General features: G+C 66.4%; 12 protein-coding genes. 3 read left to right on the top strand and 9 right to left on the bottom strand.

Annotated features, from left to right (window positions below; genetic code table 11):
- The 9 genes from ACEVQ6_RS16900 to ACEVQ6_RS16940 all read right to left on the bottom strand — a co-directional run bounded on the left by ACEVQ6_RS16900 (nucleotide 1) and on the right by ACEVQ6_RS16940 (nucleotide 11,008).
- Entirely contained in the window at nucleotides 1-267 is a 267-nt protein-coding gene (locus ACEVQ6_RS16900; RefSeq protein WP_374890203.1) for a PepSY domain-containing protein, read from the bottom strand.
- A 260-nt stretch (nucleotides 268-527) separates the two neighbouring features.
- Nucleotides 528-2,039 (bottom strand): pre-peptidase C-terminal domain-containing protein, encoded by a 1,512-nt coding sequence (locus tag ACEVQ6_RS16905; RefSeq protein WP_374890204.1) that lies wholly within the window; start codon nucleotides 2,037-2,039, stop codon nucleotides 528-530.
- Nucleotides 2,040-2,235: 196 nt separating this feature from the next.
- Nucleotides 2,236-3,900 carry a glycerol-3-phosphate dehydrogenase/oxidase gene (locus tag ACEVQ6_RS16910; RefSeq protein WP_374890205.1) on the bottom strand — a complete coding sequence of 555 codons (1,665 nt, stop codon included), beginning with the start codon at nucleotides 3,898-3,900 and terminating at the stop codon, nucleotides 2,236-2,238.
- A gap of 109 nt (nucleotides 3,901-4,009) precedes the next feature.
- Nucleotides 4,010-5,533 carry an FGGY-family carbohydrate kinase gene (locus ACEVQ6_RS16915; protein ID WP_374890206.1) on the bottom strand — a complete coding sequence of 508 codons (1,524 nt, stop codon included), beginning with the start codon at nucleotides 5,531-5,533 and terminating at the stop codon, nucleotides 4,010-4,012.
- Between the two features lie 148 nt (nucleotides 5,534-5,681).
- Nucleotides 5,682-6,491, bottom strand: coding sequence for a DeoR/GlpR family DNA-binding transcription regulator (locus ACEVQ6_RS16920; RefSeq protein ID WP_374890337.1), 810 nt, complete (start codon nucleotides 6,489-6,491; stop codon nucleotides 5,682-5,684).
- Nucleotides 6,492-6,630: 139 nt separating this feature from the next.
- The gene (locus ACEVQ6_RS16925) at nucleotides 6,631-7,578 is read right to left on the bottom strand and encodes a D-ribose ABC transporter substrate-binding protein (protein ID WP_374890207.1); all 948 of its coding nucleotides are present in this window, start codon (nucleotides 7,576-7,578) and stop codon (nucleotides 6,631-6,633) included.
- Nucleotides 7,579-7,713: 135 nt separating this feature from the next.
- On the bottom strand, nucleotides 7,714-8,754 hold the full coding sequence (locus tag ACEVQ6_RS16930; protein ID WP_374890208.1) for an ABC transporter permease: 1,041 nt from the start codon (nucleotides 8,752-8,754) through the stop codon (nucleotides 7,714-7,716).
- A 20-nt stretch (nucleotides 8,755-8,774) separates the two neighbouring features.
- Nucleotides 8,775-10,349 (bottom strand): sugar ABC transporter ATP-binding protein, encoded by a 1,575-nt coding sequence (locus tag ACEVQ6_RS16935; RefSeq protein ID WP_374890209.1) that lies wholly within the window; start codon nucleotides 10,347-10,349, stop codon nucleotides 8,775-8,777.
- An 8-nt stretch (nucleotides 10,350-10,357) separates the two neighbouring features.
- A complete protein-coding gene (locus ACEVQ6_RS16940) occupies nucleotides 10,358-11,008 on the bottom strand; it encodes a DUF2291 family protein (protein ID WP_374890210.1) in 651 nt (216 codons plus the stop codon).
- Nucleotides 11,009-11,863: 855 nt separating this feature from the next.
- Between ACEVQ6_RS16940 and ACEVQ6_RS16945 the strand changes: the two genes are divergently transcribed.
- From ACEVQ6_RS16945 to ACEVQ6_RS16955, 3 genes are all read left to right on the top strand, one after another.
- A complete protein-coding gene (locus tag ACEVQ6_RS16945; protein WP_374890211.1) occupies nucleotides 11,864-13,414 on the top strand; it encodes an FGGY family carbohydrate kinase in 1,551 nt (516 codons plus the stop codon).
- A gap of 79 nt (nucleotides 13,415-13,493) precedes the next feature.
- Nucleotides 13,494-15,002 (top strand): glycerol-3-phosphate dehydrogenase, encoded by a 1,509-nt coding sequence (locus ACEVQ6_RS16950; protein WP_374890212.1) that lies wholly within the window; start codon nucleotides 13,494-13,496, stop codon nucleotides 15,000-15,002.
- Nucleotides 15,003-15,075: 73 nt separating this feature from the next.
- Nucleotides 15,076-16,011 carry a sugar phosphate isomerase/epimerase family protein gene (locus tag ACEVQ6_RS16955; protein ID WP_374890213.1) on the top strand — a complete coding sequence of 312 codons (936 nt, stop codon included), beginning with the start codon at nucleotides 15,076-15,078 and terminating at the stop codon, nucleotides 16,009-16,011.
- The last annotated feature ends 56 nt before the right edge of the window (nucleotides 16,012-16,067 follow it).

Here is a 16,067-nt window from a genome sequence, read left to right on the forward strand (position 1 = left end):
TCAGTCGCCTTCCTGGACGATGTCGCCGGAGACGGGGTTGAAATAGACCTCGGCGCGCTCGCCCTTCTTGTCCTTGCCGTAGATCTCGTAGCAGCTTCCGGTGACCTCGAAGGTCTTCACCTTGTAGCCGAGCGCGTCGATCTTCGCCTTCATGGCGCTTTCCGACATCCACTTCGACTTCGGCTCCTTGGTGCAGTCGGGGCTGGCATGGGCAAGCCCGGGCAGCGCGATGGTCATGGCGAGGACGGCGATCAGTTTCGGATGCATGGCTTTACTTCCTTTGCGCGGATGCCCTTTGTTCGGGCGACGGGCAAGGAATAGGGGCCGCAAGCTGTCGGTTTGCTGTCCGCCGCGCGCGATCGCCTCAGAGCCGCATCCGGTTGACCGTCAACCGGATGCGGCGTTCCGCGCTCTAGCCGGGAGCAGTTGCAGGGATGCGAGGAAATGACCGCGACGGCCCTCGCAAGGTTCAGACAATGGCTCTCGGATGCCCGGGCGCGCCGGTACAGCCCGCCGTTGCGGCGGCCTCACAGCAGGAAGGATCCATTGTCCAGCACGACGTTTCCAACGAGAAAGATGGAAAAGTCGCTCTTGCCGTCGCCGTCGACGTCACCGGAGACGAGCGTGTTCCCTCCGACCTTCGCCGCCCGAAGCTCGCCCGCCTCCTTTGAAAACATGTCACTGCCGATGAAGGTGAATTTGTTGTTGCCGCGCGCCGTGGTATCGGCGTCGATCGTCCTCAGATCGATCCGGTCACGGTCGTCGACGCTGAAATCGAAGATCTTGTCACGCCCCGAGGCCGCAACCGTGGAATCCCGGATCGTCTTGAAGACAAAGAGGTCCCTGCCGTCGCCGCCGTAGAGCTTGTCGGCGCCGAGGCCACCGATCAGCTTGTCGTTGCCGCCATTGCCGTAGAGCACATCCTTTCCGGCATATCCGTAGAGCGTCGTTGCGGTATCCCCACCCCGGATCGTGTCATTCTTGGCCGTTCCCTTCAGAAGCGGAGCGGTGGAGATCACCGAGATCTCGTATCTCCCGGTGTCGTAGCCGAAATGGTAACCCGCTTCGATACTGAAATAGGCCCTGCCCGTGAAATCCGCTGTCCATTCGATGGTGGGCTGTCCAGCGTCTGCGCTCGATTTGATATTGCCATTGTTGTCGCGCAGGTGAGCATCGAAATTGTCGAGGAAATCAACGCCTTTGATCGCGGATGTCGAGATCTGGTAAGTAATGCCCTTCTTGACGGAAAGGACATACCAGTCACTATCTTGCTCGACATCGATTTTTCCGACGATGGAACCGCCGTCCTTCAAGGAGACCTTGGTGCTCGTGTTATTCAACACCGTGTCCGTTGCGATCGACTTGACGATGTAGTTGCCTCTGTACTTTTCGGCAGTCGCATCGAGAAAATATGTGCCCGTTTCGACGGCTGTAAACGTGACGGATATTGACGTTTCCGTATTGTACGCAGACTCCTGTCGAAGGACAGTGCCTACCTTGTCACGGATCGCCAGGGACGGGGCAACTATCGTGTCCGCGCTTCCGTCGCCCGACATCGTGAAGCCATAGGTTAAACCTGCCTTGAGTTCGATCTTGAACCAATCAGAATCATAGGAGGCATCCATCTTGCTGCGAATGGACTGACCGGCGGCCAGGGTCGCGCCTGTCGTGATATTGCGTATGATCGTGTCATCGCTGCTCCAGTTCAGAACGTAGTTTCCGGTAGAGTAACGGTCCGCCGCAGCTTCAACGTAAAACGTACCGGACGATATGGCCGAGAAATTCAGCTCAATGATCGTCGTAATGTTCCCGTCCTCAACGCGTTCTATCTCGATTCCAAGATCATTATAAAGCCGCAGCTCTGGACCGACGAGCCCCGTGCTGCTCCCGTCGCCGGAAAGCTGGAACCGATAGTCCAACCCGGACACCAGCTCAACCCTGTACCAGTCGGTGTCGCCGCCGAATGTCAGACTGTTTCGGATTGTTTCGCCTGTTTGGATGACGGCAGTCGTGGAGGTGTTGCCGGGAATGGAAGACATGGATGGCCCCTTATAAATATCTGGGTCGCTAATGCCGACGATACAAAATGGATACAATTTCTGGAGGAGGGACATGTCGGGTAAGGCCGTCGCCGTAGCGCACCGTACATGAATTTTCGAACGCCGCAATATGACAGCGCGACAATCATGCGTTGTAGATCAGGCGCTCAAGAATGGACAGCGTCGCAGCTTGGTCCTAGAGCCGCATCCGGTTGACCGTCGTCAACCGCGCCGTGACCGCGGCGAGTTCCTCGGCGCGGCGCTCGGCACTCCAGTTCAGCGCGCCGGCGGCGATGTCGGCGAGTTCGGCGAGGCCCTCGGTGGTCAAAAGGCCTTCGATCGCCAGCGTCGTGCGGCGCAGCACGATGTCGGCGAGGTGCACCACCTGCTCGTTGCGGGCGATGTAGTCGATCTCGCCGGCCGAGACGCCCCTCACATGCGCCAGCGGCCGGTCGCCGCCGGTCGCGGCGATGTGGGCGATCACCCGGTCGGCCGTCGTGCCGAAGCGGAAGAGGAGATCGGCGACCTTCGCCTCGGCGAGCCCGCTCGCCCTTGCCCGCTCCGCGATCCAGCGGCGCTTCGCCTCCCCCTCCGCCGGGTAGGCGCGGCCGCCGCCGATGGCGAGGTCGCGCGTCGAGAGGCGCCGCGCCCTGCCGAGCCGGGTAAGCAGCGTGTCGCAGACCTCCTCTGCGAAGCCCCGGAACGTCGTCCATTTGCCGCCGACCAGCGACAGGATCGGGAAGGGCCGGTCGCCCGAGGGCTCGATCACCGGGGCGGAATGGTCGCGGCTGATCAGGCCGGGATTGGCCGCATCAGAGGCTGGCAGCGGCCGGATACCGGAATAGGCATAGACGATGCTGTCGCGGCTGAAGGAGAGGCCGGGCAGAAGCGCCGCCAGCGCGCCGATGAAATAGTCGATCTCGTCGTCCTCGATCCTGACGCTGTCGGGATTGGCCGCCTTGATGTCGGTCGAGCCGACCAGTGCCAGGCCGAGATGGTCGTAGACGAGGCAGATGCGGCCGTCGTCGGCCTCGAAATAGATCATCCGCCCATCGAGCGCCTTGATCAGTTCGGGATGGTCGATGACGATGTGCGAGCCCTTGGTGCCGCCGATCAGCCGGGTCTCGACGCCGAGCGCGGCATTGGCCTGGTCGATCCACGGACCGGCGCCGTTGACGACGACCGTCGGCCGGGCGCGGTGCAGGCCGCCATCCGCCGCGCGGAAGGTCAGCACCCCGCCGTCGCGGTGCTCCAGCGTCGCGTTGTTCAGCGCCTTCGAACGCGGCTCGGCGGCAATTCCGTCGGCGACGAGTTCGTAGACGAGGCGCTCCGGCCGGCAGATCTTCGCGTCGTAATAGATGCCGCCGGCGACGATCTTCGGCGTGATCACCGGGATCTCCTTCATTGCCTGCCGGCGGAAGAAGAAGCGGTGCTTCGGCATCACGCGCTGGCGCGACCCGTAGAAATCATAGAGCGCGAGGCCGATCTTGATCAGGATGGCGCCGCGACTCCTCGGCGCCGTCGTCGAGCCGAACAGCGTGCGCAGCGAGGCCGTCACCCCCTTCATCAGCGAAAAGGAGGGGATGAAGGTCGCCAGCGGCTCGACGCAATGCGGCGCGTTGCGCAGCAGCAGGTTGCGCTCCAGCGTCGACTGCGCCACCAGGCGGAACTCGCCCGTCTCCAGATATTTGATGCCGCCATGGATGAGGCGCGAGGGTGCCGCGCTGGTGCCCGAACCGTAATCGCCCTTGTCGACGATCAGGCAGGCGAGCCCCTGCAGGGTCAGTTCGCGGAACAGCCCCGCCCCGTTCACGCCCGCGCCGAGGATCACCACGTCGTAATCCGCCACCGCATCCGTCATCGCATCTCTCTCCATCGAACTCTGCACATTTATTCTGTGCAAATTTCTTTTGTTCAACTCTCTTCGCGGCGCGAGCGCAAGCCTCGCTGGCCCGTGCCGCCTTAAAAATTCACTCCGCCGCCTTGCCGAGCGCCGAAAGCCGCGGCCAGACCGGCTTCATCGCCTCGGCGAGCGCCAGGAACACCCGGTACGTCTCCTCGTAGGCCGCCGCGCGGGCCGGGTCGGGCGTGTAGACCGTCTCGATGGCGGAGAGGTCGCGCGGGTCGTCGGTCGGGTCGCGGAACACGCCGGCGCCGACGCCGGCGCAGAGCGCCGCCCCCCAGGCGGCCGCCTCCTCCGTGCGGGTGGCGGCGACGGGCATGTCGAGGATGTCGGCGAAGAGGCCCGCGATCGCCGGGTTGCGCGAGATGCCGCCGGTCAGCCGCGCGGTTTTCGCGGCAAAGCCGTCGACCAGCGCCTCGACATGGATGCGGTGGTTGAAGGCGATGCCCTCCAGCACGGCGCGCACCATGTCGGCGCGGGTGTGCCAGGCGTTGAGGCCGAAAAAGCCGGCACTCGAGGCACCGCCATAGGGCGAGCCGAAGAGGTAGGGGTGGAAAAACACGCCAGACGGCCGTTCCCGCGCAGCGTCGAATTCGGCGGCGAGCGCCGTGTGGATGCTGCCGCCGTCGGCCTCGGCGTTTTTGGCATCGGTGGCGCAGAGCTGGTCGATGAACCAGTCGTAATTGGCGGTGGAGGCCGGCGAGATCGACATGCTGTTCCATTCGCCGGGCAGGATGCCGTTGCGGCAGAACCAGCGCTCGTCGACCTTCGGCGCCCGCGACAGGGTCTCGTTGATCGAATAGGTGCCGGCGACGACGGCGACGATGCCGTCGCGATAGCCGCCGATGCCGAGCGCAGAGGCCGTGACGTCGTGCAGGCCGGCAACGACCGGCGTGCCCTCGGCAAGTCCGGTGGCGCGGGCCGCATCGGCCGTGACGCGGCCGACGATTTCGGTCGACGGCGCCATCGGCGGGCGCTTCGCCGCGATGGCCTCAAGGCCGAAGACGGCAAAGGCCGCGTCGGCATAATCCTGCGTCGCGACATCGGTGAACGAGGTGCTCGCCTCGGTCCGGTCCGTGCCGATGACGCCGGAGAGGCAATAGGTCAGCCAGTCCTTGGCGGCGAGGAAATGGCCGATCCGCCGATAGCGCTCCGGCTCGTTGTCGCGGATCCAGGCAAGCACCGCCGAGGGCGCGGAGGCATGCGGGCGCTGGCCGGTGAGCGCGAGCGCCCGCGCGCCGACCGCGCCGGCGTTCCACGCCTCGACGAGATCGGTCGCGCGGGTGTCGAGCGAGACGATGGCGTTTCCGAGGGGCCGGCGGTCGGCATCGGTCAGGTAGATGCCGTCGCCATGGGCCGTGGCGGCGATCGCCAGCACGTCGGAGGGTGCCCGGCCGGACGCGTCGAGCGCCTCGCGGATCGCCTGCGCCGTCGCGCTCCAGAGCCCGTCCATGTCGCGCTCGATCCGGCGCGGCGCCGGGATCAGCTGGGGCACGCGGCGGCGCGCGACGGCGAGCACGGTTCCGTCCGTGTCGAAGACGACGGCCTTGGTGACGGTCAGGCCGCTGTCGATGCCGATGAGGCTGGGCAAGGTCTCTCTCCCTCTCTGCAGTGTCTTTTCAGCGCGATCCGGCGCCGAAGCATGTCTGGTGAACCCCGGTTCACCGAACCTGCTCTCTCCTTCGTGTCTTTGCCGCATTCACCGGCGCTTGAGCGATCCGGCCTCGGCTGGAAAAGCGCTAGTCGGGCCGGCCGTCGGCTACGACCACCGTGACGCCGGCGGCGCGCAGGCGCGACAGGTCGGCGATGTCGGTGTCCTCGTCGACGATGACGACGTCGAATTCGGAAAGGGCGGCGAAGCGGTGCAGCGCGCGGCGGCCGAACTTGGTGTGGTCCATCAGCAGGATGCGCCGGGCGGCGCTCTCGACCATCGCCCGCTTGGTCTCGACCATCTCGGGCGACTGGTGGAAGACGATGTCGTCGGTGATCGCCGACATGGAGATGAAGGCGGTGTCGGCCCGGAGCTGGCGGATCTCGGCCGTCGTCGTCGGACCCATGAAGGCGTTGCACCAGTTGTGGAGCCGGCCGCCGAGGCCGAGCACCGTCAGGTCGCGGATGCCCTTCAGCTCGTTCATCAGCACCAGCGAATTGGTGATCGCCGTCAGCGGCACCTTGGAGGGGATGAGCGGCACCATCTGCTGGACGGTGGTGGAATCGTCGAGGAAGATCGCCTGGCCCGGCTCGACATAGCGCATCGCCGTCGCGGCGATGGCGCGCTTCTCCTTCGCCTGGCGGGTGGCGCGGTAGACGTCGCTCGATTCGATGAGATTGGTGGGGGCGGCGGAGACGATGCCGCGCGTCTTGGTGAAGATGCCGCGGCTGACCAGTTCGTCGACATCGCGGTGGGCGGTCATCAGGCTGATGCCGAAGCGTTCGGTCAGGTCCTCGATGCGGATCTGGCCCTCGGCGATCACGGTCTCGGCGATCAGCTGGCGCCGGACGATCTGGCGCGCCTGCCGGCTGTCGCTCGGCACCTCCTCCGACAGCATCTCCCGTACGTCGACTTTCCGGTTCAATGCATCCTCCGTGCTTTTCCCCGGCTTCATCCCGTATACCGGTTCGCCGGGCAAGACAAACGGGCGAAACGGAAAACGGCGGCGGAGCGAGGCCCCGCCGCCGCCGCAGGCCTTACTCCGACAGGACGAACGGAGCGCTGTACTTGTCGACATTGTCCTTGGTGATCAGCAGGCAATCGAAGAGCTGCTTCTCGGTGGCGGCACCCGTCGAGCCGGTCTTGATGACGTTGTCGGCCTGCTTGACGGCTTCTTCCGAGAAGACGGCGACCGGCTGGAGCACGGTGTACTGCAGCTCGCCCGCCTTGATGGCGGCGACTGCGTCCGGCGAGCCGTCGAAACCGCCGACCTTGACCTGTGACAGCTTGCCGGCTTCCTTCAGCGCGGCGACGGCGCCGAGGGCCATCTCGTCATTGCCGGAGATGACGCCGATGATGTCCGGGTTGGCCTGGAGCAGCGACTGCATCTTGGCATGGCCCTGGGTGCGGTCCCAGTTGGCGACTTCGCGGCCGGCCTTGACGAGGTCCGGATACTGGGTCAGCACGGTCTCGTAGCCGTTCGAGCGGGTGGCGGCGTTGTTGTCGGCCGGGTTGCCGAAGAGCTCGACATAATTGCCGGTCTCGCCGATCGCCTCGACCCACTGCTGCGCGCCGAGGGCGGCGCCTTGCGCGTTGTTCGAGACGAGCTGCGCCTTGGCGAGGCCTTCCTGGTTGATCTCGGCATTGACGAGGATGACCGGGATGTTGGCGGCGACCGCCTTCTTCACCGCGCCGATCGAGCCGTCGGCATTGGCCGGATCGAGGATGATCGCGACCGCCTTGTTGGTGATCGCGGTGTCGATCAGGTTGCTTTCCGTGTTGGTGTCGCCCTTGTGGGCGCTGACGGTCGCGGTGTAGCCGAGCTTTTCGGCCGTCGCCTTGGCGACCTCGCCTTCCGTGTACCAGTAGGGGTTCGACGGATCGTTGACGATGACCGTGATCAGGCCTTCGGCCCAGGCGGCGCTGGCGAGCAGCGGCGCGATGGCGGCGGCGGCGAGGAATACGCGAATGCCTCTCTTGAACATGATCTCACTCCCTTTCATGAGTTGAGGTTGCCCGGTTCCGGACGACGGCCGGATGCCGGTATCGCTTGCCCGGGACCGGCCGCCGGTTCTTCGTTGGAACGGCCGGACCCGGAGAAGATCGTCGGGACGCCGGATCTACCGGCGGCCGTACTTGATGCTGTTCAGCAGGACGGCGAGGACGATGACCGCGCCGGTGAAGACGGTCTGCCAGTAGGCCGAGACGCCGATGATGACGAGGCCGTCCGACAGGAAGCCGATGACGAAGGCGCCGAGCATGGTGCCGATCACCGTGCCGCGCCCGCCGGTCAGCGCCGCGCCGCCGATGACGACGGCGGCGATCGCCGTCAGCTCGTAGGTCGTGCCCGCGGTCGGGCCGGCGGAGGTGAGCTGCGAGGAGAGGACGAGGCCGGCAAGCGCCGCGCAGACGCCGGAAATGACGTAGACCAGCACCTTGACCCGCTTGACCGGCACGCCGGAAAGCTCCGCCGCGCGCTCGTTGCCGCCGGAGGCATAGAGCCAGCGGCCGAAGGCGGTGCGCGTCAGCAGCACGGCGCAGACGAGCGCCACGACGGCGAGCACGATGACGCCGATCGGCACGCCGAACAGCCGGTTGAAGCCGAGCCAGTCGAAGCCGGTATTGCCGAGCTCGGGACGGCCGCCGAGATTGTTGTACGTAAGACCATTGGTCATCAGCAGCGCGATGCCGCGCGCGACATAGAGCACGCCGAGCGAGGCGACGAAGGCCGGCACGCGCAGATAGGCGATCAAGAGCCCGTTGACCGCGCCGACGGCGGCGCCGACGGCGAGCGTCAGCACCACCACGACCCAGACGGCCGGATAGAGGATGACGCCGAGCGCCTCGAGATGCACGCCCTTCATCAGGAAGCCGGCGATGCAGCCGGCAAGCCCCAGCGTCGAGCCGACCGACAGGTCGATGCCGCCATTGAGGATGACGAGCAGCATGCCGATGGCGAGCAGGCCGAAGATGGCGACATGGGACGCCATGATCAGGAAATTGCTGACGGTGAAATAGTTCGGCGACAGCGACGAGAAGACGACGATGATGGCGATCAGCGCGAAGAAGGCGCGGCCCTCGAACAGAAGCTCGACGATGCTCTTCTTCCGGCGGCCGGCGGCCGGTTTCCCGGCGGTGTCGATGGCGGTCGTGACTGACATGTGATCCTTCCTTCCCGGCTTCAGTGCGCGACCAGCGACTCGCCCGAGGCAGCCATGATGTGTTCCTTGGAGACGTCGGAGCCGAACTCGGCCGAGATCCTGCCGCGCCGCATGACGATGATACGGTGGGCGATCGACAGGCACTCGCCGACCTCCGACGTGGTGTAGACGACGGCGAGCCCCTGGCGCGCCTTCTCGGCGAGCAGCTTGAACACCTCGGCCTTGGCGCCGATGTCGATGCCGCGGCTCGGCTCGTCGAGCAGGATGACCTGGGGGTCGGTCGCCAGCATCTTGCCGATGACGACCTTCTGCTGGTTGCCGCCCGACAGCGAGCCGATCATCGCGCCGCCGCCGTCCGTCTTGATGTGGACCTTCGCGATCGCGTCGCTGACGAGCTGCATCTCGCGGGTGAACGAGGTGAAGAGGCCCTTCGTGAAGGCGCGGATATTGGCGAGCGACAGGTTGCGCCCGACCGTCATCGTCTGCACCAGGCCGTCGCGCTGCCGGTCCTCCGGCACGAGCACGAGCCCGTCGCGGATGCACTCGGCGATCGACTGGCCGGTGATGTCGCGCCCGTGCAGCCGGACCGTGCCCGAGGCCGGGCGGAAGCGGCCGGCGACCGTCTCGAGGAGCTCCGTCCGGCCGGCGCCCATCAGGCCGTAGATGCAGACGATCTCGCCGGCGCGCACCTCGAGCGACATGCCGTCGACGACGTTGTAGCCGCTGCCGGCGGGATCGGGCACGACGAGCCCGTCGACGGAAAGCGCCGTCTCGCCGAAATCGTAGCCGGTCGGCGGCGCGCCGAGGTCGAAATTCTCGCCGACCATATGGCGCACGATCCATTCGAGATCGATGTCCTTGCGCTCGGCATAGGCCGTCATCGCCCCGTCGCGCAGCACCACGGCATGGTTCGTGATGACCAGCGCCTCTTCCAGGTGATGGGAGATGTAGACGATGGCGACGCCGCGTGCCGTCAGGTCCCGGATCACCTTGAACAGCACCTCGACCTCCGAGGCCGAGAGCGCCGAGGTCGGCTCGTCCATGATCAGGATGCGCGAGTTGACGGAAAGGGCCCGCGCGATCTCGACGATCTGCTGCTGGCCGAGGCGAAGCTCCTCGACGGGCGTGAGGGGATCGATGTCCTCCTCCAGCTCCAGCATCAGGGCGCGCGCCTGGCGCTCCTCCTCGGCGAAGTCGACGCCCGTCGGGGTGAGGATCTCGCGCCCCATGAAGATGTTGTCGCGAACATTCATGTTGGGCGCGAGACTGAGCTCCTGGTGGATGATCGAGATGCCCAGGTCGCGTGCTTGGGAGGACGACGCGAAGGTAACGGGCTTTCCATCCAGGAGGATTTCGCCGGACGTCGGCTCGATGACGCCGGAAAGGATCTTCATCAGCGTCGACTTGCCGGCGCCGTTCTCGCCGAAGAGGGTGGTGACCTCGCCACGGCGGATTTCGAAATTGACGCCCTTCAGCGCATGGACGCTGCCATAGGCCTTCGCGACGTTGCGGGCGGCGAGCACGACCTCGCCCTGCGCGCCCGAGAACCGGGCGGCCGGGGCCGGACCGCCGTTGGAGAGGACATCCCTGGACATGGCGCCGCTCACTGGACGTCGATCCGGACCGGGGTGACGATCCAGCTCTTCGGGTTGACCAGCTTGAAGACGCCGGTGACGCTGACGGTCTTGCCGGTGAGCGCCGCCGGGTCGAGGCCGTCGAGCACGGTCTTCTTCACCTCGTTGTTGATCGCGGAGCCGGCATCCTGGTATTCGATCTGATTGGTGAACTGGCCGAATTCGATGTCGCCGGTGGAATCGCGCAGGTCCGTGCCGTTCAGCGCCGGCCCGGTCTGGACGCGGATGGTCAGTTCCGCCGGCACGCCCGTCACCGCGACGATGTTGTAGTTCGACTTCCTCTCGCCGACGACGCCGGTGAATTTCACCGGGACGACCGGGCCGACGGCGGCGGGAATGCCGTATTTCGCGCCGGCCGCCGCCTTGTCGGCGGCAATCGCGCTGGCGAGTTCGACCGCGTCGACCGCGCGGCTCTCGACGCTTTCCCTGACGCGCGGGAAGGTTTCCGCACCGAACGTCTCCGGCGAGAACTTCGCCTCGCGCACGTCCCTGTCCGAGCCGATCGTCACCACCGTCGTGTCGAGCGCCATCGCGCCGACGAGCAGGACGGCGCCGGCGATCCCCGCCCACTGCCAGGATCGCGACGGTTTCGATGCGGTTCGGGTGCGGATGTCAGTCATGGGGGTGGACCTTGAGGATAATGACGGGGGTCTGCGGAGGGCGGGCGGAAAAAGGCCGGGCGCGAGGGCGGCGCGGGCCGCCGGACACTAGGGCCGGACCCGGCCCTAGCCGGAGGCTGAGCGGGGAGCCGCGCGGGCGCTGGAAACGGTCATGACGGTGTCCTCCCCCTCTAAAACGGGCAAAGCTCCTCCCCTGCCCGTGGGCGCGCCTACGGGCCGAAGCCGCCGTGAAGCGCGATAGCGATATGTTATATGTCGCATTTTCTATGATATTTTATCGCGGCCTGTCAACAGGCTTGCTGCAAGGAAAATGGGCAAACCGCCTTTCCCGGCCTCACGGTCCCGTGAGCGGCGTACGATATCCGCACAGGCAACGGACGGCGCAGGAGGGCGGGCCTTCGGCGGCCGATGAGAGGAACCGCACGAACGCCTCGGGAAATCAGGCCGAAAGGGCATGAATATGGGCCTTTCCATCCTGAAAAGACAGGGGATCCACTCCCCATTTCCGCCCATGGTCGCAGCAGCGGACGCGTGCCCTCCGCTTCGTGAACAGCCGAGACACTGTTTCGATGCTGAAAAAAAATACAGAATTGGAAAGATATTTCTCGCCAAGTGATATTTTTATGTTATTTTCCTTTCGGCTTTGTGAGATCTCTCTGTGAAAGGCGGCGCGGCATGGTCGCGCCTTCGGAGACGACGGCGTCCCGCCATGACGGGAGGGCCGCGAGGCCCGGCCCGGTGTCTTTCCAGACGGGACGAGGACAGGCCTGCCCCGGCAGGCGGGGAGGAATGGCATGAGGATCATCCGCTTTTGCCGGCGCCCGGCCGCCGGCCCGGGCGCTGCGAGGACGCTCCGTGGCTGAGACGCGCGACCTGATCATCGGCATCGACGCCGGCACCTCGGTGATGAAGGCGATCGCCTTCACGCTTTCGGGCACGCAGATCGCCAGCGCCTCGGTGCGCAACACCTATGCCACCGGCGAGGGCGGCGCCGTCACCCAGTCGCTTTCCCGCACCTTTTCCGACTGCGTCGCGGCGCTGAAGGGCCTCGGCGAGCGCGTCGAGGGCCTCGGCCCCCGCGTCGCCGCGATCGCGGTCACGGCGCAGGGCGACGGCACCTGGCTCGTCGGCCGCAACGACGCGCCCGTCGCCGATGCCTGGCTCTGGCTCGACGCCCGCGCCGCGCCGACGGTCGAACGGCTCGCAGCGCTTCCGACCGACCGCGCCCGCTTCGAGGCGACCGGCACCGGCCTCAACACCTGCCAGCAGGGCACGCAGATGGCGCATATGGAGGCGCACGCGCCCGACCTCCTCGACCGCGCCGAGGTCGCCCTGCACTGCAAGGACTGGCTCTACCTGAAGCTCACCGGCGTGCGCGCGACCGACCCGTCCGAGGTGAGCTTCACCTTCGGCAATTTCCGCAGCCGCGCCTATGACGACGACGTGCTCGACGCGCTCGGCCTCACCCATCGTCGCCGGCTCCTGCCCGAGGTGATCGACGGCACGCAGGTGCAGCATCCGCTGTCGCCCGAGGCCGCGGCGGCGACCGGCCTTCTCGCCGGCACGCCCGTCTGCCTCGGCTATGTCGACATGGTGATGACCGCGCTCGGCGCCGGCATCCGGTCGGGGCGCGAGAATGCCGCCTGCTCGGCGATCGGCTCCACCGGCGTGCATCTGCGCGCCAAGCCGGTCGACGACGTGGTGCTCAATGCCGAGCGCACCGGCTATGTCATCACGCTGCCGATCCCCGGCATCGTCGCCCAGGTGCAGACCAACATGGGCGCGACGATCAATCTCGACTGGCTGCTCGACGTCGCCCGCGACCTGATGACGGATTTCGGCCTCGACGTCGCCCTGCCCGCGCTGATCGCCCGCGTCGACGGCTGGTTCGCGGCGAGCCGGCCGGGCGCGATCGTCTATCATCCCTATATTTCCGAGGCCGGCGAGCGCGGCCCCTTCGTCGACGCCCGCGCCCGGGCGGGCTTCAGCGGGCTGTCGAGCCGCCACCGCTTTCCCGACCTGGTGCGCGCCGTCGTCGAGGGCCTCGGCATGGCGACCCGCGACTGCTACGCCGCGATGGGCGAGATGCCGGCGTCGCTGCGCGTCTCCGGCGGCGCGGCGCGTTCGGCGGCGCTGCGCGGCACGATCGCGGCCGCCGTCGGCGCCCCGGTCTCCGTCTCCTCGCGCGAGGAGGCGGGGGCGGCCGGCGCCTCGATGATGGCGGCGGTCGGCATCGGCGCCTATGCCACGATGGACGCCTGCATCGCCGACTGGGTCACGCCCCATCTCGGCCGGCCGGAAGCCCCGGACGCGGCCGCGGCCGAGCGCCTCCTGGCGCTCTACACCGCCTATCGCGACATTCGCCGCGCGGTGGCGCCGACATGGGACATCCTCTCGGCGCGCTGATGCGTAGATGAAGACAACCGTCGGAGGGGCGCGGCAGGGCCGGCGCAACCCTCTCGAAGCGGAGACCAAGGAGGACATCATGAGCGAGACTGAGACCTGCGATCTTTTCGTCATCGGCGGCGGCATCAACGGCGCCGGCATCGCCCGCGACGCCGCAGGGCGCGGCCTGAAGGTGGTGCTCTGCGAGAAGGGCGACCTTGCCGAGGGCACCTCGTCGCGCTCGGGCAAGCTCGTCCATGGCGGCTTGCGCTACCTCGAATATTACGAATTCCGCCTGGTGCGCGAGGCGCTGATCGAGCGCGAGGTGCTGTTGAAATCCGCACCTCACATCATCTGGCCGATGCGCTTCGTCCTGCCCCATTCGCCGAGCGACCGGCCGGCCTGGCTGGTGCGCCTCGGCCTCTTCCTCTACGACCATCTCGGCGGCCGCAGGAAGCTTCCCGGCACGCGCACGCTCAATCTGCTGCGCGACCCCGAGGGCACGCCGATCCTCGACCAGTATACGCGCGGCTTCGAATATTCCGACTGTTGGGTCGACGATGCCCGCCTCGTGGCGCTGAATGCCGTCGGCGCCGCCGAGAAGGGCGCCACCGTGCTGACCCGCTCGCCCGCCGTCTCCGCGCGGCGCGAGAATGGCCTCTGGACGATCACGACGCGCAACAGCATCACCGGCGAGACCCGCAGCTTCCGGGCGAAATGCATCGCCAACTGCGCCGGTCCCTGGGTGTCCGACATCATCAACCGCGTCGCCGGCTCGAACTCGTCGCGCAATGTCCGCCTCGTCAAGGGCAGCCACATCATCGTGCCGAAATTCTGGGCGGGTTCGAACGCCTACCTCGTGCAGAACACCGACAAGCGCGTCATCTTCATCAACCCCTACGAGGGCGACAAGGCGCTGATCGGCACCACCGACATTCCGTGGGAAGGCCGGGCCGAGGACGTGGCGGCGGAAGAGAAGGAAATCGATTACCTGCTCGCCGCCGTCAACCGCTACTTTAAGGAAAAACTGCGCCGGTCCGACGTCATCACCTCGTTTTCCGGCGTGCGCCCGCTGTTCGACGACGGCAAGGGCAACCCCTCGGCGGTGACCCGCGACTACGTCTTCGACCTCGACGAGACCGGCGGCGCGCCGCTCCTCAACGTCTTCGGCGGCAAGATCACCACCTTCCGGGAACTCGCCGAGCGCGGCATGCAGCGCCTCGCCCACGTCTTCCCCAACATGGGCGGCAACTGGACGGAACACGCGACGCTGCCCGGCGGCGAGATCCCCAATGCCGATTACGAGAGCTTCGCCAACACGCTGCGCGACGCTTACCCTTGGGCATCGCGCAAGCTCGTCCACCATTACGGCCGCCTCTACGGCGCGCGGACGAAGGACGTGATCGGGGCTGCGAAAAGCCTCGCCGATCTCGGCCGGCACTTTGGCGGCAACCTCTACGAGGCGGAAGTGCGCTACCTCGTCGCCCGCGAATGGGCGCTCGAAGCCAACGACATCCTCTACCGCCGGACGAAACACTACCTGCACCTGACCGACGCCGAACGCGAAGCGTTTGCCGACTGGTTCGCCGGCGAGCGGCTCGCCGCCTGAGGCTAATCGATCACGGGAATGACGCCTGCCCGGCCACCGCCGGACAGGCAATCTGAGACAAACGGATGCCATCATGACGCTGACGCTCTCGCTGAACACCAATCCGCTGGTCAACCGCTTCGCCGATCCCGACGACCTGATCGACACGGTGGCGCGGGACCTCAAAATCCGCGACCTGCAGCTGACCCACGAATTCATCAATCCGGGCTGGTCGTCGGCGACCATCCGCCGGCTGACGCGGCAGATGCAGGCGGCGCTTTCCCGCACCGGCGTGCGCGTCACCTCCGGCATGACCGGCCCCTATGGCCGCCTCAACCATTTCGGCCATCCCGACGCCGAGGTGCGCCGCTATTATGTCGACTGGTTCCGCATCTTCGCCGACATCACCGCCGATCTCGGCGGCACCTCGGTCGGCACCCAGTTCGCCATCTTCACCTACAGGGATTATGACGATCCGGCCCGGCGCGAGGACCTGGTGAAGATCGCCATCGACTGCTGGGCCGAGGTCGCGGAGCACGCGAAGGCGGCGGGGCTCTCCTATCTCTTCTGGGAGCCGATGTCGATCGGCCGCGAATTCGGCGAGACCATCGCGGAATGCATGACGCTGCAGCAGCGGCTGACGGCCGCAGGCATGGCCGTGCCGATGTGGATGATGGCCGACATCGACCATGGCGACGTGACGTCCGCGAACCCGGACGATTTCGACCCCTATGCCTGGGCCCGCGCCGTGCCGAAAGTGTCGCCGATCATCCACATTAAGCAGAGCCTGATGGACAAGGGCGGCCACCGGCCGTTCACCGCCGAGTTCAACGCGAAAGGCCGGATCCAGCCCGAGCCGCTTCTTGCCGCCTTCGCCGAGGGCGGGGCCGCCGACAACGAGATCTGTCTTGAGCTTTCCTTCAAGGAACGCGAGCCGAACGACCGCCAGGTCATCCCCCAGATCGCCGAAAGCATCGCCTTCTGGGCGCCGCATATCGACACGGGTGTTGGCGACCTCAACATCGGTTGAGGTTGTTCCCGCACGCCGTATTTGTGAGATTTAAGAAATTAAGATGCCTGAAAAAC

It is taken from the genome of Ensifer soli, assembly GCF_041928815.1.
Taxonomy (GTDB): Bacteria; Pseudomonadota; Alphaproteobacteria; order Rhizobiales; family Rhizobiaceae; genus JBHFEI01.